The sequence below is a fragment of the Oceanospirillum multiglobuliferum genome, assembly GCF_900167095.1.
GTDB classification, from domain to species: Bacteria; Pseudomonadota; Gammaproteobacteria; order Pseudomonadales; family Halomonadaceae; genus Oceanospirillum; species Oceanospirillum multiglobuliferum.
The window spans coordinates 115,677-136,920 of record NZ_FUXG01000010.1; the positions used below are offsets into that span (position 1 = coordinate 115,677).

The window sequence follows — 21,244 nt, forward strand, 5'->3', positions numbered from 1 at the left end:
TACTTAATCGACAGTTGTCTAGTCTTAGACCCACTGATTAAGCTTGAGACGATCTGTTATTGATTAAACACACCTGTCGACAGATAGCGATCACCACGATCACAAATAATTGCCACAACTACCGCATCAGGGTTTTCGCGAGCAATCTGCAAAGCTCCTGCTATAGCACCACCGGATGAAACACCACAGAAGATCCCCTCTTCTTGCGCCAACTGTTTCATTGTGCGCTCTGCCAAAGGCTGATCAATATCTATAACTTGATCAACACGTTCCGCTTCAAAAATAGTAGGAAGATAAGCTTTCGGCCAACGGCGAATCCCCGGAATGCTAGAGCCTTCACTAGGTTGCAAACCAACAATTTGAATATCTGGGTTCTGCTCTTTCAAGTAGCGAGACACCCCCATAATAGTGCCCGTTGTGCCCATTGAGCTGACAAAATGGGTGATTTTCCCTTGGGTTTGCTGCCAAATTTCTGGCCCAGTGGTGCGATAATGCGCTTCTGGGTTGTCCATGTTACCGAACTGGTTAAGCACTTTGCCTTTACCCTCCTCTTGCATTTTCAGTGCAAGATCACGGGCAGCTTCCATTCCTTCCTCTTTGCTAACCGTAATCAGCTCTGCCCCATAAGCTGCCATTGAAGCTTTGCGCTCAGCACTCATGTTATCAGGCATGATTAAGATCATTTTATAACCTTTAATTGCAGCCACCATCGCCAAAGCAATACCCGTGTTTCCGCTGGTGGCTTCAATCAATGTATCACCCGGTTGAATATCGCCACGCTGCTCTGCCAGTTGAATCATGCTCAAGGCAGGACGATCCTTAACCGAGCCTGCTGGATTATTCCCTTCCAACTTTGCCAACACAACAGACCCTGTATCCTCGGCCATACGCTGCAAGCGCACCAAAGGCGTATGTCCTACAAAAGCCTCAATGGTTGGGAACTGTGCAAAAGCATCTTGATTATTGGACATATCAATCCTCAGAAAACGCATCAACTCAAAGTTTCAATGCTTGATCAATGCGCTAGAAATGGTGTTATTGAAATAGCTGCTGAGCTATTAAAGTGCCTATTTTCAGCACCCTGACTCAAAGATCAACAAATAGTAAAAGCTGAGCGTTTATATAGGGTTTTATTCTGTAATTTAAAATAACCCTTTGCTATTTGCTTATAACGCTGGAGGAATTTGTTGCCAGCAACAACTTTGCATAAAAAAAGCGCTCACCACATAGCGTTGAAAAATCAACACTACGGGTGAACGCCATTGTTCAGACTTGGGCTAAATACAGCCCCAAATTAATAGATCGCTAAGTACTAACAACTCAGTCCAATGTGGACAATTTTATTCTGCATAGGCCGTGCCATTTATAAAAAATAGTTATATTTCAATAGATTAACAAAAAAACCAATTATTCACTTGCAAGATCAGCCTGCCAATAGCACTGTAAAAGTGCATGCTGCACTGTCACTGCCCCATTGACGGGGTATCCGCATTGTGCAAACAAAAAAACATCCACTCATCAGCAATCTTTCTGAAACTAAATCACAACGACTAACGTAAGCTATGCAAGAGCTACACGTTTTTTAAGCTTGATTTGACTCATTTCAGATCATATTAGGAGAGGGCTAATGTCGGGCAGATCGAATATATCAAACACCCAGGGTATTTATCCCTCGATTAAAATTGCAAGCACAGCTCAGTACCCTTTACTTCATTATATGGTTGCCAGTGCTCTTTTTAGCCTTTATGGCGGACAGGTTTGCCCTTTGTTAGAGAGTATTGCCTGGTGGCAGCTTTTTATTCCTATCATGCTGGTATATAGCCTTCGCTCAATGTTGATGAAACGTATCAACTTGCTTGCTTACGAACAACGTATCCGCGCACAGTTTTATGTTGATTTAGGTTTGTTTTTAACTGCGGCATTGGGCTTAGTCATCGTTAATTTGCTTTTATACAGCTCGCCTTGGCACAGTAATTTGAAAGTACTATTTGGTATGAGCCTATTAGGTATATTTGTCGCGGTTGACTTAGCATTGATACGCGAGCGCCAGCAAGCGCATGAGCTAGTAAACACCGGTGAAAGTTTAGCGATAAAACAACAAGCCAGCTCTTTTGTGCATAGGTTTACGACACTGGCATTGGTATTAGTGTTTAGCGTTGCCTTAGTACTATTTCTAGTGGTTAACAAAGATTTAGAATGGATTTTACAAGAGGGTATCACCCTTGGGGCAGAGAAAACCCGCAATAGTATTTTACAAGAGTTTGCCTTTGTTACGCTTGTCATGTTGGCCTATATCATCACCATTATTCGCCACTATGCATTGAATATGCAGATGTATTTAGGTTTTCAAAACAATGTACTAAGTGCTGTAGCTGAGGGTAATTTACAAGTCAGAGTGCCTGTGGCTAGCCAAGATGAGTTTGGTACTATGGCGCAGGGTACCAATGCAATGGTCAGCAGCTTACTAACCGCGCAAAATAACCTACGCGAAACAAGGGATGCCACTATTGTTGCTTTGGCGTCATTGGCTGAAGCAAGAGATAATGAAACGGGTGCCCATGTTTTGCGTACACAACATTATGTACGTGTTTTAGCAGAGCATTTAAGCAACCACCCAGATTTCACCGCAATACTAGACCCTGAAACCATTCAGCTGTTTTATAAAACAGCACCATTACACGACATTGGTAAAGTTGGTATTCCCGATCACATTCTACTGAAACCCGGCAAACTCACAGATGATGAGTTTGATATTATGCGTACTCATGCGCAGTTAGGCTCAGATGCGCTTGACCATGCCGCCGAGTCCGTCAGCGACAATGCCTTTTTACGCCACGCTCAAGATATTGCGGCCAATCATCATGAGAAGTGGGATGGATCAGGTTATCCTATGGGCAAACAAGGTGAGCAAATTCCGCTTTCAGCACGCTTGATGGCTCTGGCAGATGTTTATGACGCGTTAATTTCCAAACGTGTTTACAAACCTGCTTTTAGTCATGACAAAGCCAAGTCAATTATTATTGAAGGACAAGGTAGCCATTTTGATCCTAGGGTAGTGGATGCATTTTTAAGCTGTGAAGACGCATTTGTACAGATCGCCCTAACCTTTAAAGACAACCACTAAGTTAAGGAACAAAGTTAAGAAACAAAATTAAGGTACAAAGACAATCTGTACCTATTGTTTTTGATTTTTGTAGGCCTGCTCCTCTATCTCGGTTAACGCTACCCTACCTCTAACCGAGATTAGAGGATCCATGACCGTGGAAAAAACACCTTTTATACAACTCAGCGAGCCAACGAAATACCATGTCCGCTTAATAGAGGGGCAATATCAAAAGCTGCGCCGATTAGTCAGCTGGCCAATGATCGCGCTATTTTTTGGCTTGGCTTGGGTGAAGGTCGATAATGTACCTTGGCTATTTTTCTCATTTGCCGAACGTAAAATTTTCCTTTTTGGCACAGTAGTCTCTTGGCATGACCTACCCATCATGGCGGGTTTAATGATTGCGGGGGCTTGTCTGCTATTTTTTATGGCTGTCGCATGGGGGCGTGTTTGGTGTGGTTTTGCATGTCCACAAAGCATCTGGACATGGATTTTCATACGCATTGAGCAGTGGACAGAAGGTAAAGCCAACATTCGCGCCAAAAATGACCAATTACCTTTAACCGGAAAAAGACTGCTGCGCCGTATCAGCAAACATGCGTTATGGTTGGCGACGGCTTTATTTACCGCCTTAACTTTTACTGGGTATTTTCTACCTATTCGAGAGCTTGTGTACGACCTGTTCACACTAAATAGCTCTCTTATGGTATCAGGCTGGTTGTTCAGCATGACCGCTTTAACCTACCTCAATGCAGGCTTAGTACGAGAACAGATTTGCTTACACGCTTGCCCCTACTCTCGCTTTCAAGGCGTGATGTTTGACTCTGATACCCGCACAGTCAGTTATGACGCTGGCCGTGGCGAACCACGCCGTGTACGCAAAGCAGGTACAGCATCAAGACAGAATTTAATCGCGACAGATCTCAGCAATCCCGCCTATGACACTGAGCTACGCGACCTCTCTGCCAGTAATATAACGGGTGGCGACTGTATTGACTGCACCATCTGTGTACAAGTATGTCCGGTAGGTATTGATATTCGGGATGGTTTGCAAGCCGCTTGTATTGACTGCGGTGCTTGTATTGACGCCTGTGATGAGGTGATGCTGAAAGTTGGCAAGCCTAAAGGACTGGTCCGCTTTGCCTCTGAGCATGAACTGGCAGGATCAAAACCCCGTAGCCTATTTAGGCCCAAGTTGGCAGGTTACGCCACCGTCGTACTTTGCGCGTTAAGTGCCGTGCTGTACGGTTTTATGAACACAACAGACTTATTAATTGAAGTACGCCGAGATCGACAGACCTTATTTACCAAAATTGACCAACATACAGTGTGCAATCAATATAATTTAAAAGTTGAAAATTTTGACCATAACCAACAACAGATCTCTGTAACCGTAACAGGGCTTGAACAACTACAGTTACATGGGCAAAGCACGATTAGCACTACTGACGACAATGCCACATGGCGTGCCTATCGGGTTTGCACCAGCCAGGCCAAGCAAGCCAATAGCAAAATTGAGTTTGTCTTCACCAGCGGGGTTAAAGAAATTCGCAAAAGCACAACATTCTTAACAGGTTCAATTTAATCTACAAAACTAAGAGCATGGCGCGACTTATTCACTCATAAAGAAGCGCCATTTCTTTAATCTCGTGTTGAAGCCTACATAGGGTTTTAAACTCAAAAATCATGATATGGTCAGACCCCTGTACACTCCAATCTAAGGTTCAGCATCACCTGCTTTAACTGCTCAATCAGCAGCAACATATTCCTCTCATCAGTTGCACTAAAACCTAATACAAAACCTTGCCCTATCTGAAAATCAACAGCCGTTGCATTTTGGGCAGGGTAATGTGCAGATAAAACCGAAAGCTGTATTTTAGCCCCTGAAACTCTTATCTGCTCTAACTGCCTCGCAATCTGCTGATCAAGTAACTGCCCCGTAGTTTGTGCCAATAACTCAGCTTTAAAACGCAGGATAATATGCATACCACCTGTCGGTTTTTGCCAGTCAAACCAAGGGGTAAGGTTTTGCTCAAGCAGGCTCAACAAATAATCTCGACGTAGGCGATAATGTCGGCGCATACGGTTTAAATGGCGATCAAAGCTGCCTTGCAACATAAAATCAGTCACCACTGGCTGCATGGGCAGCGAGGCCGATGCACCTAACGCCTTTTGGCTGGCACAGAGCTGTGAGACTTGGCTTTTGGGTGCCACGATAAATCCCAAACGCAGCCCTCTAAACAGCACTTTAGAGAAGCTGCCAAGAAAAAATACCCGTTCGCTCAGATCCGCCTGCATCAACGGCAAGCCACTGCGGCCTTGGTAGATAAACTCGTTGTCATAATCATCTTCGATTAACCACAGCGGCGTTTCCGAATGTTGCAGCGCCTGCAACCACAACTGTCGTCGCGCAGAACTCATACTGATACCCAACGGGTATTGTCGATTGGGGGTCGTAATTGCAACCTGTCCATAAGGGGCAGCGGATAAAGCGGGTAGACAAGCGCCCTCTTGATCGACTTGTAAATAGTGCAATCCTTGCGCTTTATCCGCCAAGACTGACTGCATAGGTGGATAACAGGGCGCCTCTAACCACCACTGCGCCTGTGGTGCAATCCGTGCCAACGTATGTTGCAAAATGATGAGTGCATCTCGATTACCTGCGGTAATAACAATCTGCTCGGGGCTGCAAACCAAACCTCTGACCCGATACAGATAATCTGCCAACGCCACTTTTAAAGCCGGAAAGCCCGTGGGATAACCCCCTTGCAGTAACTTAAGATCAGGTTTTAGCCAACTACGACGCATACTGCGCGCCCACTCCTTAGCCGGAAAAACCGTTGCATCCACCCCTGAATCAAACCGCAGCACAGGCTCAGGTTCAGAGACAACATTGGGCAACTTCACCGCCGTATGCGCAAAGCTCACATTTTGCGCCACAAATACCCCGCGCTTGGCCTCGCTGTAGAGAACCCCTTCCGCAATCAACTGCTCATAAGCATTCAACGTGGTGCTACGGGAAACCCCTAAAGATAAAGCCAACGCGCGGGAAGCGGGCAGTTTATCGCCGGTATTCAAACGCCCACTTTGTACGGCTGTTTTGATCTGCTCCACCAACTGCTGTGATAAACGCGGTTCAGAAAAATTCAGCGATAAGTTCAAACTGGCAAGGGCATGCTTCATATCTGGCCTGATAAAAATTATAAATTCTGGATATTTTGATCATAACCAGATCTCGCTACAGTCACCACCAGACAATGATTCAACCCTACAGCCCATTCCCCACGACAAGGAGTTAGCCATGAGCCAATCACTAGAATCCCCCTTAAGCCATGTACGCCGTGGCCCTAAACGCGCCAGCTATGACGCAGAGCTGATTCATCAAATTATCGACAGCGCTTTACTGTGCCATATTGCGCAGCAAAAAGAGGGACAATGTTTTGTGGTTCCAACTTGTCACTGGCGTGATGGCGACTATTTTTATTGGCACGGCCATGCCAAAGCGCGCAACGTACATGGCAGCGCACAAGCGCAGCAAAAAGTCTGCATCAGCATCTGCCAGTTGGATGGTTTGGTCTTGGCACGCTCTGCCTTTCACCACTCGGTAAACTATCGCTCGGTGTGCCTGTTTGGTGTGCCTGAAGCGGTCACTGATTTTGATGAAAAAGCCCGTCACTTTAAGATCTTTCTCGATAAAGTCTGTCCAGAGCGTTGGGAAAGTTTAAGACCGATTACCGATGATGAGATTAAAAACACGGGTTTAGTGCGGATCAAAATTGAAGAAGCTTCGGCCAAACTCAGAGCCGAGCCCCCCGTTGATGATGCTGCGGATTACGACTGGCCTGTTTGGGCGGGGGTCATTCCGTTAGAGCAGAAGTGGGGCAAAGCGCAACAAGATCCTAAGCAAACCGAACCATACGCAGAGCCAGAGCAGTTGTTTGCGTTATAAGATGAGCTGACCAAGGGGCATCCATGCGCCCCTTGGTCAGTAATGAGTTCAATAACAAGGTCAGAGTTGAAGGCGCAACAGCCGTCAACCGTTCATCATTTTGTTGGGCAGCCACAGCACAATGTCTGGGAACAACATGCACAACACCAACACAAACAGTTTAATCAGCACAAAAGGGGTCACCGAGCGGTAGATGTCCAACATGGTGATATCTGGTGGCGCAATCCCTTTCAGATAGAACAATGCGAATCCATAAGGCGGCGTTTGCACAGCAATTTCGATGTTCAAAATCATCAAAATACCAAACCAAATCGGGTCAAAACCCAGTGATACCGCAATCGGTGTGAACAGTGGTGCACAGATCAAGACAATAATAAATTCGTCAATGATAAAGCCCAGCAGCAACATGATCAGCTGGAACATGATGATCACGCCAATGGGCGGTAAACCAAGGTCTTGAGTAAAGCCTGCGATCATGTTTTGCACCCCCATCAACAGATGGAAGTTACTGAACACAGTTGCGCCAAAAATAATCCACATCGCAACGCTGACTAACAGTGCAGAGGATAAACCTGCTGACTCGAATATCTCGCGTTTAAAGCGTTTGAAGACAATGGCTAACAACACCGCACCGGCAACACCAATTGCGCCAGACTCGGTGGGTGTCGCAATACCTGTGATAATACTGCCCAACACTGCGGTAATCAGCAACACCGAGAACAAGCCGTCACGTCCTGTACGAAACTTTTCTTTTGGCGTCATCTCATCATGGGCATCATTGCCGATAGGAGCTTTTGAGGGATTCAGTTTGCAGCTGACGACCACATAAGTGATCAGCAATACAATGGTGATCAAAGCGGGAATCAATGCGGCGATAAACATACGCCCAACAGAGGTTTGTGTTGAAGACGCAAACATAATCATCGGCACGCTAGGCGGAATCAAAATCCCTAAACCACCGCCAGCCATGATCACACCCAAAGCCAAACGCTTGTCGTAACCACGGTCTAACATGGGTTTCAGGGCAATACTGCCAGAGGTCATAATCCCTGCGCCAATAATCCCCACCATCGCACCAATCATGGAACAGACCACAATCACGCTGATGGCTAATGAGCCTCGTATTTTACCAATCAGCATCTGACTGGCATTAAACATGGCATCACCAATACCGGAACGGGTCAGTAACTGGCCCATATAGATATACAGCGGAATCGCCAACAAGATAAAACTGAAGAAAGTTGACTCTAAGGTGGTCGGGATCACATTAAAAATGCCATCCCCCCAAGTCATGTAACCTACGATCATCGCGATACCGCCAAGGCCTAAACCCACTGGCGCACCCATCGCAAAGGTTACCAAAATACAGAGCAACAAAACGCCTGTGAGTAACTCAATTCCCATGTGTAAATTCCTCAGTATCTGGCGCGTTGGGAATTAGTTTTTTCCCTGTCACAAAGAAGTAAGCGTTCAGCAAAATGTCACTGATCAATTGCAGGCTTAGCAGGCCACAAGCCACCACCATCATCACCCAAAAATGATGCATGTGTGGCGCCCATTCACTTTGCCGTCTGTAGTTAAACTCAATGGCTTCATAGAACTTATCAATGCTCATGTAGATAATGATTAAGGCAAAGATCAACGCGATGCTGAATGACAAAATATTGAAAATACTACGGACTTTAGGTCGAACGTGGTTGTAGAGAATATCCACGTTGATATGCGCTCTTTTTTGTTGCGCATAAGCACCTGACAACGCCGAAATATAACCAAACATAAACAGTGATAAGTCGTATGCCCAAATGGTTGGACTATCAAAAAAATAGCGAGCGACCACTTCAAACACCACTACAAAGGCGAGTAGTGGCATGATGTAACCCACCGAACGACCCACAAAGTCGACCAAGTGATGTACAGCATTGCAGTAGCTCTGTATGGCTTTAGTTATCATTATAAAAACCTTTTTGCCGACAGGGGGGTAAACTGAAGGAGGCGGAACAATGTCCGCCTCCTTGGCATGTCATACGGGATGACTTATTGTTTTTTCAGAATCTCAATCAGCTGTGCGCTGTATTTGTCTGATTTTGCGTACTCATCCCACAGGCTAGCAGCTGCAGCTTTCCAAGCGGCTTTATCTTCAGCAGAAGGCTCTGGGCTCCACTTCAAGCCTTTGGCTTCCATTTCAGCCACAGCTTGTGATTCCCATAGTTTAGACTTAGTCATCTGCTCACGGGCATGAATTGTGGTGGCCGCCGAAACGATGGCTTGTAGCTCAGGTGTCAGCTTGTTCCACGCGCTACGGTTCACAACAATTGGCAATACTTGTGCACCCGCGAGTGGTAGACGGTACATATATTTTGCCACTTCAACGTGGTTACCATCACGGTGGTCGATCATGTTACTACCGATAGAACCGTCAATAACGCCTGTTGAAAGACTGGTGTAAATTTCGCTCCACGCCAGAGACACAGGAGAGGCACCCAGTTGACGTAGGAACTTACCATAAGCGCCCGGTGCACGAATTTTCAGACCTTTGAAATCGGCAACAGAGTTGATTGGCTTTTTAGTGATGATATAAACCGGTGGTTGAATGTACGGATCCAGCCAGACTAAACCTTGTGCGCCATACGCTTCTTTCAGTACTTTGTCCCAGCCTTTTTCATGGAACAAGGTGCTCAGTTCACCGACATCATCGGTGCCACCCGGCAAACCAATTTCAACTACACCCGCAGGTAGCTCACCAGCGTGCATAGATTGGAACGGCGCGCCCATCGTCACCAGACCCGATTTCACCGCACCCAAAATACCTGAGCTGCCCACCCCTTCTCCAGAGTACAGCACTTGCACTTTGATTTTGCCCGCAGACATCTGCTCAATGTTTTTGCCTAGGTTTTCATACAACTCACCGTATGCGGTACCACGGCTATATAGGTTAGCAAAGCGCCAGTTATGCTCAGCGGCAAAAGCGGTTGTTGCGCTTAGCGCACTCAAACCCAGTGCCACAGCCAGAGAACCTGTCACCAGTTTTTTCTGTACGTTCTTGATTATGTTTAGCATGTACTGCCTCTTGTCTCATTTTTTTTGGTTTTATTTAAGACGCTCTGCTCTAGAGAGAATGCCTGATGTGGATATTTTCAAAATCTACTCGCGAATTAAACCTTCACTGGCTCAAGTAAAGTTTTGAGCGGATCAAACAAAGTCTGACACATTTAATACTGAGTTCTTTTCTCAAAAATAAAGCTTAAAATCAGTGCATTATTACAAGCATTGCACAAATTTAGTGCTGCCAAAAAGAGTAAATACACTAACGCTTAAGTACAAAAATAAGTACTTTAGTACTGTTTATATTTTGAATTGACGTGTAATGATTTCTAACGCTTCTATTTGTTGATCAACAGATTGACTACTTTCTTTTATTGTCAGAGTAGCCTGATAGTTATTGTTAATTTCACCTGCGATATCGTCCATATTTTGTGCCATTATCTGAGTGGTCTGCAGCACACTTTGTATCGAAGACTCAATGTCTTCTGCTTGTGTTGAAGCCGTAGCGGTTTGGCTTTCAATTTGTTTGATCGCCTCTTCCGCTTCTAAACTGAATACACTGCCCTCTTGCACCATCTCGCGGGTTTCATGCATGGCGCTGATCACACTTTGAGTTTCACGCTGTATCAATTCAATTTTGTCAGTGATGCTACTGGTGGCTGATACCGTTTTTTCAGCCAAGGCCCGAACCTCATCGGCCACCACTGCAAATCCCCGCCCCGCTTCACCTGCCCGTGCCGCTTCAATCGCAGCGTTCAGCGCCAATAAATTGGTTTGCTCTGCAACGCTGACAATCAAATCAATGACCACATCAATCTCTTTTGAACGCTCACCCAACTGAGCAACCGCCGCGCTATTGCGGTCTACCACTTCTGCGACCTTATTGAAGGCCCCAATGGTTTTAGCAATCACCTGCGCCCCTTGATGAGCAGAACGGTAGGCCTGCTGTGTTGACTGGCTCACCTCGTTGGCATGATGCGCCAACTGCTGCGTGGTGTGTTTGATCTGCTCTGTTGACGCCACCAATACCTGACTTTTCGCACTGACTTTTTCACTGCTCAGGTTAATGCCTGAAATAGAGGCATCCATATTGGTCGACATTTGCTTAATATCAACATTACTTGTAACAATGTGCGAAATCAGTTTATTGAGGTTTTGTGTCATTCTATTGATATAGTGAGACAAACGTGAAAACTCATCATTGTCTTTATTGATCAACACTGACAGGTTATCCAAACTTAAATCGCCTTTAGATATTTGATCAACCCTTGATAAAATCAATTTAATGTTTCTAGAAATTGAAATAGAAACAGAACTACTGATAACGGTTGATATCAATATAATCACAACAGTGCCTATGATCGTATTTCGGATTGAACCCTCTTGAGAGTCTTTAAGTTGTTGTTTTGCATTGGATAGCACCGTATTTAGCAAGTAATCATTAAAGGTCTTAATCGAGCTAACCGTTTCTGCCTTGGTCTTTTTCAGCAGATGTTCTTTGGCCTCAAGCTGCTCTTTCAAACGAATCATCTCTTTTATGGCCTGTTCATAACGCTCAACATCGGCCATAAATAGATCCTCAAAGGAGAACTGCTTGATCTGCGCCTTTAAAGCCTCAATTTGGTGCAGAATTTCCACCGCTCGGGCCTGATCGCCGTAAATCAGAAAATCTTTCTCCGCCGTTCTAATCTCTTTTAAACGGCTGGCAAAGCTATCTAAGAGGCTAATTTTATCACTTAAAAGCTGAGCGTTTTTATTGACCTTTCCAACATACCCAGAAAATTCATCTATTCCTAACTGACTCTTTAGATCAATAACCTCTTTAAGATAGGTGACATAGTGGTCTACCTGCTCACTGATTTGACGATAATCAGACCTGTCACCCCACGACATCTCCGGCATACGAATCTGCTGCAAGGCCAGTATGGTATCCGCCACAGTCGCGCTAGAGAGATGCTCTATCTTGCGTTCAACGCTCAGCAGCTCGATCTGTAAACCCGCCATCTGATTCACCGAATGATTGACTTGGTTCAGTTGCTCGCTGGCATCATTGATGTGCAAAATCGCGTTAATCGAATTAAAGCCTACAATGCATAATCCCAATACAACGCTGATGATAATCGTAAGTAGTTTTTGTTTTAGGCTAAGGTGGATGCGCATAGTCGGCTTCCTTTCTGAGTGATGAGAAGGGGACAAATCACTTGAGGGCGTAAACCCAGTATTATTTTTGATAAAAAAAGACCTGGTATTGCTACCAGGCCAAGGAATCCGATCTGCAGGGTGTTCAGTGCAGCTGATCGGGTACTAGCGTACAAAAATGGTCTTCAATGTAGACAACAACTCTCAACCTCACACCGCTCGCAAAACAGCGTAAGGTTGTGCTGAAGAGCTGGCGATCACTTTACCGCTGCCATTCCAATCAAAAAATCCTGTCAAATCGACATAAAGATTTATCTGCAACAAACATTGTATGCGGCGCAGCATAAGATTCTCAGCGTAGGAATTTCTGGCCTCTGTTAAACTAAGTCCGTGACATTTTGATGATGCGAGTAACTCTAACGTGCAGGTATGACCAATGAGTCAAAAAAATTACTCTCTTGGACAAGTAGGCGACTACGAAATTAAGCAACTAAAAGTGTTTAAGACCGTTGCCGATTGTGGTGGTTTTTCAGCGGCAGAAACTGCACTGAATATCGGTCGTTCGACAATCAGCTTGCATATTTCAAACTTAGAGTCGCGTTTAAATTTGGTGTTGTGTAAACGCGGACGTTCCGGTTTTTCGCTCACAGAAGAGGGCGAAGTCATCTATCAGATGACCGAGAACCTACTGGATTCATTGGACGCTTTTCGCACAACCGTGAACAACTTAAACAGCAGTTTAACCGGACGTTTACGATTGGTATTAACCGATACCGTAAGTTTAGATCCACGCTGCAACTTTCCAGATCTGGTCAAGCAATTCATTAAAAGTGCTCCCGGTGTTGAGTTAGCAACGGATGTGGCCTCAATGGCAGAGATTGAGCGCATGATTTTAAATGATGCCGCCGATGTCGGGTTTATCCCCTATCACCGTCAGTTAGAGGGGCTGAGTTATCAACATCTTTATAGCGAAACCTGCCGTCTCTATGCCAGTGCGGATAATCCGTTGGCACAGCTCGCCTCTGATGACTTAACCGATGAGGCAATCAATCAGTTTCCAACGGTACACGCAGGTTTAAAACCCCATGAGGCCGTTGATCAGCAGCTCAACTTAATGAATTTATCAGCGAAAGCTTATTTTTATGAGGGGCGGTTGGGGATGATTTTATCTGGGCAATATATCGGCTTTTTGCCCGAGGCTTATGCGTCCTCTTATCTGGAAGCGGGACAAATTGTGGCTCTGGCACCCGAGCGGCGTTTTTATAACTTGGGCATGGCGGTGATCAGTAAAAAGACCGCGCAACCCAACAAGCCGAGAGAACTCTTTTTGGAACTGATTGAGCGCAGCTTTAATAGCGGTTCTGCACACGCCCCCTATTAATTTGCACACCAACAATCAACATAAAAAATAGCCGCATAAAAAAGAGCGCCATAAAAAAAGAGCGGCACCATGACCGCTCTTTTGATTTGCTCTCAGCTCAGTTACACCAGAGACGAGATTACCGCGTCCAGAATATCCATCCCTTCGTCAATAATCTCCATTGGTGCGGTCAACGCAGGCAGGAAGCGAATCACGTTGCCACGAATACCACAAGACAGCAGGATTAAACCGCGTTTTGCCGCCTCAGCCACAATCGCTTTGGTCAGATCAGCATCGGGCTTCGCCGCATCACCTTCTTTGACCAACTCTAGCGCAATCATCGCGCCTAGGTGACGTACAGCGCCCACGCGGTCAGGGTGATTTTGCTGCAACTGTTGTAGACGCTGACGGATACGCTCGCCAATTTGCAGGGCGCGATCTGCCAATTTCTCTTCTTCAATCACGTCTAAAACAGCCAAACCTGCGGCACAGCCGATAGGTGAACCGCCATAAGTACCGCCTAAACCACCCGGTAGAGGAGAATCCATAATCTCCGCCTTACCCACAACCGCTGCCAATGGGAAACCACCTGCAATGCCTTTCGCCATCGTCATCAGGTCAGGTTCGATATTGGAGTATTCAGTGGCAAACATTTTACCCGTACGGGCAAAGCCTGTTTGAATCTCATCTGCGATCAGTAAAATGCCGTGCTGATCACAAATCTTGCGCAGCGCTTGCATAAACTCAGCAGGCGCTTGGTAGAAGCCACCTTCGCCTTGCACTGGCTCAATGATAATGGCCGCAACTTGGCTCGCTTCGATATCACATTTGAACACCATTTCTAGCGCTTCTAGTGAACGTTCAACCGTAACACCGTGATACTCATTTGGGTAAGGTACGTGGAAAATACCCGCTGGGAATGGGCCAAAACCGGCTTTATAAGGCGCGACTTTACCTGTTAAACCCATCGTGAAATTGGTACGACCGTGGAAACCACCGTGGAAAGCAATAATGCCTGAACGGCCAGTATGGCAACGGGCGATCTTCACACAGTTTTCAACCGCTTCTGCACCCGTGGTCACAAAAATGGTTTTCTTAGGACTGTTGCCCGGTGCTGCCGCGTTCAGTTTTTCAGCCAGTTCAACCGCTGATGCATAAGGGGTTACCATCACACAGGTGTGGCTGAATTTTTCTAACTGCGCTTGTACCGCTGCTTTCACTTTTGGGTGGTTGTGACCTGTATTCACCACCGCAATACCCGCACCAAAATCGATATAGCGGTTGCCTTCGATATCCCACATTTCAGCGTTTTCAGCACGTTCAATATAAGCTTGTGCTGCGTTACCTTGCCCACGAGCGATGGCGTTGTTTTTACGTTGTTGCAAACTGTTATTCAGGCTCATCTCTACACTCACATAAACACCAGCAAGGCTGGTTGATTGACAATAAATGACTTATTAATGATTCAAAAAATCAGGCATTACAGGTGCTTAGCGAATACCGCCCATGCACAGGTATTTAATTTCCAGATATTCGTCGATACCGTACTTAGAACCTTCACGCCCCGTACCCGACTCTTTAACGCCTCCAAAAGGAGCCACTTCTGTTGAAATTAAACCTTCGTTAATCCCTACCATGCCGTATTCCAAACCTTCTGAAACACGCCAGATACGCGCTAAATCACCCGCAAAGAAATAAGCCGCCAAGCCATAAGGCGTCGCATTCGCCATCGCGATGGCTTCTTCTTCAGTTTTAAAACGGAAAAGTGGCGCAACAGGGCCGAAGATCTCTTCGTTAAAGATCGCCATATCAGCGGTCACACCCGTTAAAATGGTAGGGCTATAGAACAGCTCGCCCTGTGCCGAACGCTTACCGCCCACCAAGGCTTTAGCACCGCCTTTTAAAGCACTGCTGACCAGATGATCGACTTTTTCAACAGCAGATTTATTGATTAGAGGGCCGATATGCACACCGGGAATGGTGCCCTCACCCACTTTGAATGCATCAACACGGGCGGCTAACTTGGCAGCAAAAGCGTCATAAACACTGTCTTGCACCAGAATACGGTTAGCACAGACACAAGTTTGGCCTGCGTTGCGATATTTAGAGGCCAATGCACCTTCAACCGCTGCGTCAAGATCTGCGTCATCAAACACGATAAAAGGCGCGTTGCCGCCCAACTCCATAGAGGTGCGTTTAACGGTTTGCGCGCACTGGGCAATCAGTTTTTTGCCCACAGGAGTAGAACCCGTAAAGCTCAGTTTGCGAACAACGGTGCTAGAGGTCAGCTCACCACCAATCGCCACCGCATCCTTACCTGCCACCACGTTCAGCACACCCGCAGGAATGCCCGCACGATGCGCCAACTCAGCCAATGCCAAGGCACACAAAGGGGTTTCTTCAGAAGGTTTAATCACAATCGTGCAACCTGCGGCCAACGCAGGCGCTGCTTTACGGGTGATCATCGCAATGGGGAAGTTCCAAGGGGTAATCGCCGCGACCACGCCTACAGGTTGCTTGATGGTAAGCAAACGCTTGTCGCCACCAGTAGCGGGAATCACATCACCGTACACACGTTTGGCTTCTTCTGCGAACCACTCAATAAACGACGCGCCATACATCACCTCGCCCAAGGCTTCGTTCAGCGGCTTACCTTGCTCAAGGGTCATCAAACGCGCTAAATCGTCTTTGTGCTGTACGGTTAAATCAAACCAATTACGCAGTAACTGCGAACGCTCTTTTGCCGTTTTCGCCCGCCAGCTCACCAAAGCCTTTTCAGCCGCAGCAATGGCTTGTTTGGTTTCGCGTGCGCCAACATCGGCCACATCAATAATTTTCAAACCATTAGCAGGATTGGTTACCGCAAAAACTTTAGCGCTGGCGGCATTCACCCACTGGCCGTCAATATAGGCTTGGGTTTTCAACAACAAAGGATCGTTTAATTTTAAAAGCATGGCAGCTCCAACTTTTTGGCGAATGATGAAAATATTGCGAGCAAAATAAGTTCGCCTTGTTTTCGTCACATCCTAAGGCAGCGCCAAAGTTGGAAAAATGCAGAGCTATCGAAGCATGGTTTGATACAGATAGAACTAAAGCGGGCAGGGTTTCTCAGATCAGGCGTTAAAAGCGCAAGGTAAAGCAGTTCAGCGCCAGCTCCGTAAACTGACGAAGAACAAAGGGGGTTTTGCTAGGGGTTAATTGGGGGAGAAACGTAGCGAGGGAAGCACTTAAACCGCACCATGCTTTAAAACTGGCTGAAGTGGTTTTAACCCTCTTCTTTAATCATGCTTCGGAACAATATTTTCCATAAAACTGTTTTAATATACAGTTTATTTTGATATTTGTAGGAAATTAGGCTCGATTTGTCAGGTTTAATGCATGATTTACTGATTTAGTCACTTCGGATAGACTGCAAAATCAATACGTTAAGGAAATCGTGACCGAAATAACAGGCGCACGGTTATTGGAGATAACGCGCATGCGCGTTTAGCAGGGAAGCGGTCAGATCAGAAAATGGATTTTTCCTTTCTTATCAAAATCTTTCCTCCATTCTGGACGGTATATTGAAATCGTCAAAACGCGTATGCCTGATATTAAAAATGTAGCATTTTTGCCCGCGGCAAGATCAATTGAGAGATATAGTTTATATGGAAATTCTGAAGTTAGAGGAAGTCCAGCGATACTATGATACAGAAACTGGAGATAAACTCTCCTTATGGTTTGGTGAGTATGACTTTTTTGTTGATGAGATTTCAGTATCCGTGAGTGGAGTTCCATTACTACGCAATGAAAAAAGCGGTGAAATCCATTTTCCGGATAAAACAAAACACATGATTGCTTACTTTGTCGATGAAGCCAGAAAAAATAATAAGCCAGGTATAGTCCTTTCGCCAAAAAACTTAGAGCACAAAAGGTTCTCTTTCGCCGAGAAGTATGATTTTCTTTATTCACAAATTGATTACGAGTATATACCTGGTCTTATTAGGCCGTGGGATGAAGGTTTTCTTACTCCAGTGTTTTTTAATATATCTGTTCTAAATAAATATTCTCAACATCCAGATTACAAACTGGACTTATTTTCTGAAACGTACGGAAACATTTCATACAGCGATGAATGGATAATATCATTCGGTGTAAATAAGAATAACAAGGTTATTTTTTGGCTGGGAGATATTGATAAACTTCCTGATAATGAAAAGTACTACCTTCGCTCTGAAAATGTCGAAACGGATCATGATATACAATCCGAATTTTACGACGCGCAAATTGATGTACAGTTTTCTGATCCATCAAAGCAGAGCATCACTTTCCATTTAAGGAAAGAGCTTAATGATCGTGTAAAACAGAAGTTGTCTTTTGATCTGTACATGCTTGAAGGTGAAGTAAGTCAAGTAATCTCAAATCTACACAGGCCAATATTTTGGGAAGATAAGCATGTTGGGCCTGTCATTGAATCATTCAATAGAATTTTTGTTGAAAGCATAAACAATAAATCAATAAAGGATGATATAAAGCTAGTGAATAGCGCTGCTGACACCAAAAACAAGGGCTCCCTTAAGATTTTTCAATTGTGGCTAGAAGAAAGAGTAGGCTGTGAGAATGCAGCTGATCTAATGTGCCCTTTTTATGTGCTATATGACTTTAGAATTATAACTTGTCATTTGCAATCGTCAGAGAAAAGGTCGGAATCATTAAAATCAATAAACACTCGTTTAGGCATCAATGAGAGTAATGATGACTACGAAGTAATTTACGATGCGATTATTAGTATGTTGTCGTCTTCCTATACTGAGATATTAGAGAGAGTCTAATGCTAACAAGCGGCTGCTGTCGGACTGTTAAAAGCTCCGGCTTCGCCTCCACTTTTAACAGCCTCAGAGCCGGGCGTTCAAGGAGTTTTTGTGCAAACTAAGGTAGTGGGGTTTTGCTCTGTATCAGCATTGGTTGGCTTTGGAGCGTGGTTTTACAATGAGCCTTCATTTGAACCCGCAATTGGCTTTATTGTGAGCATTGGTGCCTTAGCTGCTAATTACTGGCCAAAGAAACCTGAAAAGCATGCTTCGAATCGCCTTAAAGGCAGGAATACTTTCGACTATAGCAATAATAATGGACGCTTTGTCATCGGGAGCAATGAGCTTCTATTTGAAACTGCATGGTCAAAAGCAAGCGATGAATCAATTCATGTATACAACGATCCTGCTTCGATTAAAGGGGTAGCTTTAGTCAAAGGAGTTTCTGCAATCAATCTTATCTCTAATGCAAAGTCCTATGACTTTTCATCGAGAAGTAGAACACCGCAAGAAGGGGATATAGTTGTATTCGAAAATTCCTATGGGAATTTTGCTGCGGTAAAAATTATCGATATCAAGGACAACACCAGAAATGATTCGATAGATGAATTAACTTTTGAATACGTCATTAACCCGGATGGCCATACGAACTTTCGGTGAAAATATAACAAGCGCAGGCACAGGGATAAATTTTCCGCTGCGCTTCAAATTTACCCGTGCTGCGGACGTTCAGGCTGTACATCGTAATCAAGCAGTAATTTTAAGATTAGTGGGTAATAATGAATAAAAATATATTTCTATCGTATTCGTGGTCAGACATGAAGATTGCTGATCAAATAGAAGAAGATTTGAGCCGCTTACAACTTAACTTACGAAGAGATGTTAGGGATTTGGCTTATAAAAACAGCATATCTGACTTTATGGAGTCAATACGTGAGTCGGACTTTGCAATTTTGTTAATTAGTGATAGTTACTTACGATCAAAAAATTGCATGAAAGAAGTCTTGCATTTGCTTAAAGACAGGAACTATGAGGATAAGATCTTACCTGTTATTGTGAAAGGAATAGGAATTTACTCAACAGCAGATAGAATTGCGTACACAAGGCACTGGTTGAAAGAACAAGAAAACCTAAAGAAAGTTATCAATACATTACCGGCTACATCTGTTGTTAGTGAAATTTCTGAGCTAAAGGTAGTCGAATCAATTACATCTCAAATTAATGATTTTTTAGCATATATCAGCGATAAGAAAAACCTAACTTTTGAAGAACTTAAAGCAGAAAGCTACTCTTCAATTTTAGATTGTTTAGGGGGCGTAAATATTACGCACCTAGTAAAGTTGCTGAATATTTCCTTCATCGGAGATGTCGATGAAAAAGAGATAGAACTAGATCAGTGGTTTGAAGATTATGAGCCAACATCTGATGCATATTCTATCAGAGCTAGTATTGCATCAGAACGAGGTAATATTAAAAAAGCGGAGTTTAACTTCAATAAAGCTCTAGAAATTAATGAGAATAATGCTTATGCCTTGAATAATTATGGCTATTTATTATATAGACTTGATATTGAACACGAAAAAGCTAAAGAACTATTTCAAAGAGCAATAGCAGTTATGCCGAATTTAACTGAAGCAAGGTTGAATTTAGGGGTTCTATTGACCAGAAATTTTGATGACTATGAGCAAGCTAAAGAGCAATATGAAACTATTATTTCTTACAACCCAGCTGAGCCGAAAGCATATGCTAATTTGGTTAATTATTATAAAGCGCGCGGTAAGAATAATAAGCAAAACAAACTTAAAATTGTAGAACTCTATAAGAAAGCTATCGAGTTAAACCCTGATTATCTTGAAGCACACTTAGCTCTTGGCAGTTACTTATCAGAGTTTTTGGGTGAGCATGACAAGGCAATTACGCATTACGATGAGATGTTGCGTATTGATCCTAAATCTAGTGAGCTTGTAACAACGTTAAAGCAAAGAGTTGACACTATCCGCAATCCGGAAGTTAGCCCGAAGCAGTCTAGAAATGACCTTTGCAACTGTGGTAGTGGCCAAAAATACAAAAAGTGTCATGGCGCATAAGTACAGCTAACAATCTGTTTAAGAGTGATTCGCAACGCGTGGCATTTTTGGTTTTATTCAGCTTAAGTGTTTATGGCACAATAGTTTAGGTTCAGTGGTCACGTTGCCCACTACTTAACGCGGCGTTATGGCTACACAAATAGAGAGTCATTATGAAGCTAGGTGTTTTACTTTTTGAAGGATTCGAGCTGTTGGATGTCTTTGGCCCGCTAGAAATGTTTGGGCAAATCGATGATTTAAATATTGATATGGTTGCAGAAGAAACCGGCGCAATAATGTCTGCTCAAGGTCCCGCCGCAATGGCTCAGGAATTACTTTCAAACAAGACTGACTATGACATCATCCTAGTTCCTGGTGGCATAGGAACGCGAAAGGAAGTGGATAATATCGAGGTCATTAATTGGATTTCAAGCCAGGCTTCAAAAGCGAAGTATATTGCCTCGGTATGTACTGGTAGTGCTTTACTTGCAAGAGCAGGGGTGCTGGATGGAAAAAAGGCAACCACGAACAAATTTGCATTTTCTTAGGTATCTTCACAGGGGTTAGATACTAAATGGATTGGTAAAGCTCGTTGGGTTCAGGATGGCAATATCTTTTCTTCAGCAGGCGTATCAGCCGGAATTGATATGTCTTTAGCTTTAATTGAAGAAATTTGGGGTAAACGTCGAGCTGAGTCAATTGCTGATTGGGCAGAATATCAATGGAACTCTAATCCAGACAACGATATTTTTGCAGTGAAGCATGGTCTATAGCAGCCATAACAAGTCAATGGTG

Annotated in this window: 17 protein-coding genes; 9 read left to right on the forward strand and 8 right to left on the reverse strand. The window is 44.4% G+C overall.

Features of this window, described 5'->3' with window-relative positions; translation table 11 throughout:
- Window positions 1-56 precede the first annotated feature (56 nt).
- On the reverse strand, window positions 57-971 hold the full coding sequence (cysM, locus tag B5D26_RS08670) for a cysteine synthase CysM (RefSeq protein ID WP_078745343.1): 915 nt from the start codon (window positions 969-971) through the stop codon (window positions 57-59).
- A 656-nt stretch (window positions 972-1,627) separates the two neighbouring features.
- On the opposite strand from cysM, the gene B5D26_RS08675 reads away from it, so the two are divergent.
- Window positions 1,628-3,124 carry an HD-GYP domain-containing protein gene (locus B5D26_RS08675; protein WP_078745344.1) on the forward strand — a complete coding sequence of 499 codons (1,497 nt, stop codon included), beginning with the start codon at window positions 1,628-1,630 and terminating at the stop codon, window positions 3,122-3,124.
- 130 nt (window positions 3,125-3,254) lie between these two features.
- Window positions 3,255-4,688, forward strand: a complete 1,434-nt coding sequence (ccoG, locus tag B5D26_RS08680) for a cytochrome c oxidase accessory protein CcoG (RefSeq protein ID WP_078745345.1) — start codon at window positions 3,255-3,257, stop codon at window positions 4,686-4,688.
- 110 nt (window positions 4,689-4,798) lie between these two features.
- Here ccoG and pdxR read toward each other — a convergent pair whose 3' ends face one another.
- Window positions 4,799-6,286: a MocR-like pyridoxine biosynthesis transcription factor PdxR gene (gene pdxR / locus B5D26_RS08685; RefSeq protein ID WP_078745346.1), complete on the reverse strand. Its 1,488-nt coding sequence runs from the start codon at window positions 6,284-6,286 to the stop codon at window positions 4,799-4,801.
- A 118-nt stretch (window positions 6,287-6,404) separates the two neighbouring features.
- On the opposite strand from pdxR, the gene B5D26_RS08690 reads away from it, so the two are divergent.
- Window positions 6,405-7,052 (forward strand): pyridoxamine 5'-phosphate oxidase family protein, encoded by a 648-nt coding sequence (locus B5D26_RS08690; RefSeq protein WP_078745347.1) that lies wholly within the window; start codon window positions 6,405-6,407, stop codon window positions 7,050-7,052.
- Window positions 7,053-7,136: 84 nt separating this feature from the next.
- On the opposite strand, the gene B5D26_RS08695 is transcribed toward B5D26_RS08690, so the two are convergent.
- The 4 genes from B5D26_RS08695 to B5D26_RS08710 all read right to left on the reverse strand — a co-directional run bounded on the left by B5D26_RS08695 (window position 7,137) and on the right by B5D26_RS08710 (window position 12,254).
- Entirely contained in the window at window positions 7,137-8,456 is a 1,320-nt protein-coding gene (locus B5D26_RS08695; protein WP_078745348.1) for a TRAP transporter large permease, read from the reverse strand.
- A complete protein-coding gene (locus tag B5D26_RS08700) occupies window positions 8,446-9,003 on the reverse strand; it encodes a TRAP transporter small permease subunit (protein ID WP_078745349.1) in 558 nt (185 codons plus the stop codon). The genes B5D26_RS08695 and B5D26_RS08700 overlap by 11 nt, the downstream gene beginning before the upstream one ends.
- 83 nt (window positions 9,004-9,086) lie before the next feature.
- Complete coding sequence (locus B5D26_RS08705) at window positions 9,087-10,109, reverse strand: TRAP transporter substrate-binding protein (RefSeq protein WP_078745350.1); 1,023 nt, start codon at window positions 10,107-10,109, stop codon at window positions 9,087-9,089.
- Between the two features lie 285 nt (window positions 10,110-10,394).
- On the reverse strand, window positions 10,395-12,254 hold the full coding sequence (locus B5D26_RS08710) for a methyl-accepting chemotaxis protein (RefSeq protein ID WP_078745351.1): 1,860 nt from the start codon (window positions 12,252-12,254) through the stop codon (window positions 10,395-10,397).
- A gap of 415 nt (window positions 12,255-12,669) precedes the next feature.
- Between B5D26_RS08710 and B5D26_RS08715 the strand changes: the two genes are divergently transcribed.
- Window positions 12,670-13,614: a LysR family transcriptional regulator gene (locus B5D26_RS08715; protein WP_078745352.1), complete on the forward strand. Its 945-nt coding sequence runs from the start codon at window positions 12,670-12,672 to the stop codon at window positions 13,612-13,614.
- Window positions 13,615-13,715: 101 nt separating this feature from the next.
- Here the strand turns inward: B5D26_RS08715 and gabT are convergent, their stop codons facing one another.
- On the reverse strand, window positions 13,716-14,996 hold the full coding sequence (gene gabT, locus B5D26_RS08720; RefSeq protein WP_078745361.1) for a 4-aminobutyrate--2-oxoglutarate transaminase: 1,281 nt from the start codon (window positions 14,994-14,996) through the stop codon (window positions 13,716-13,718).
- 87 nt (window positions 14,997-15,083) lie between these two features.
- Window positions 15,084-16,547 carry an NAD-dependent succinate-semialdehyde dehydrogenase gene (locus B5D26_RS08725; RefSeq protein WP_078745353.1) on the reverse strand — a complete coding sequence of 488 codons (1,464 nt, stop codon included), beginning with the start codon at window positions 16,545-16,547 and terminating at the stop codon, window positions 15,084-15,086.
- Between the two features lie 693 nt (window positions 16,548-17,240).
- Between B5D26_RS08725 and B5D26_RS08730 the strand changes: the two genes are divergently transcribed.
- The 5 genes from B5D26_RS08730 (at window position 17,241) to B5D26_RS16540 (ending at window position 21,222) form a co-directional block, all read left to right on the forward strand.
- Window positions 17,241-18,404 (forward strand): hypothetical protein, encoded by a 1,164-nt coding sequence (locus B5D26_RS08730; RefSeq protein WP_078745354.1) that lies wholly within the window; start codon window positions 17,241-17,243, stop codon window positions 18,402-18,404.
- A gap of 90 nt (window positions 18,405-18,494) precedes the next feature.
- Window positions 18,495-19,043 (forward strand): hypothetical protein, encoded by a 549-nt coding sequence (locus B5D26_RS08735; protein WP_078745355.1) that lies wholly within the window; start codon window positions 18,495-18,497, stop codon window positions 19,041-19,043.
- A 119-nt stretch (window positions 19,044-19,162) separates the two neighbouring features.
- Entirely contained in the window at window positions 19,163-20,470 is a 1,308-nt protein-coding gene (locus tag B5D26_RS08740; protein WP_078745356.1) for a tetratricopeptide repeat protein, read from the forward strand.
- Between the two features lie 152 nt (window positions 20,471-20,622).
- Entirely contained in the window at window positions 20,623-20,997 is a 375-nt protein-coding gene (locus tag B5D26_RS16420; protein WP_234985252.1) for a DJ-1/PfpI family protein, read from the forward strand.
- Window positions 20,998-21,096: 99 nt separating this feature from the next.
- Entirely contained in the window at window positions 21,097-21,222 is a 126-nt protein-coding gene (locus B5D26_RS16540; protein WP_268808402.1) for a hypothetical protein, read from the forward strand.
- The last annotated feature ends 22 nt before the right edge of the window (window positions 21,223-21,244 follow it).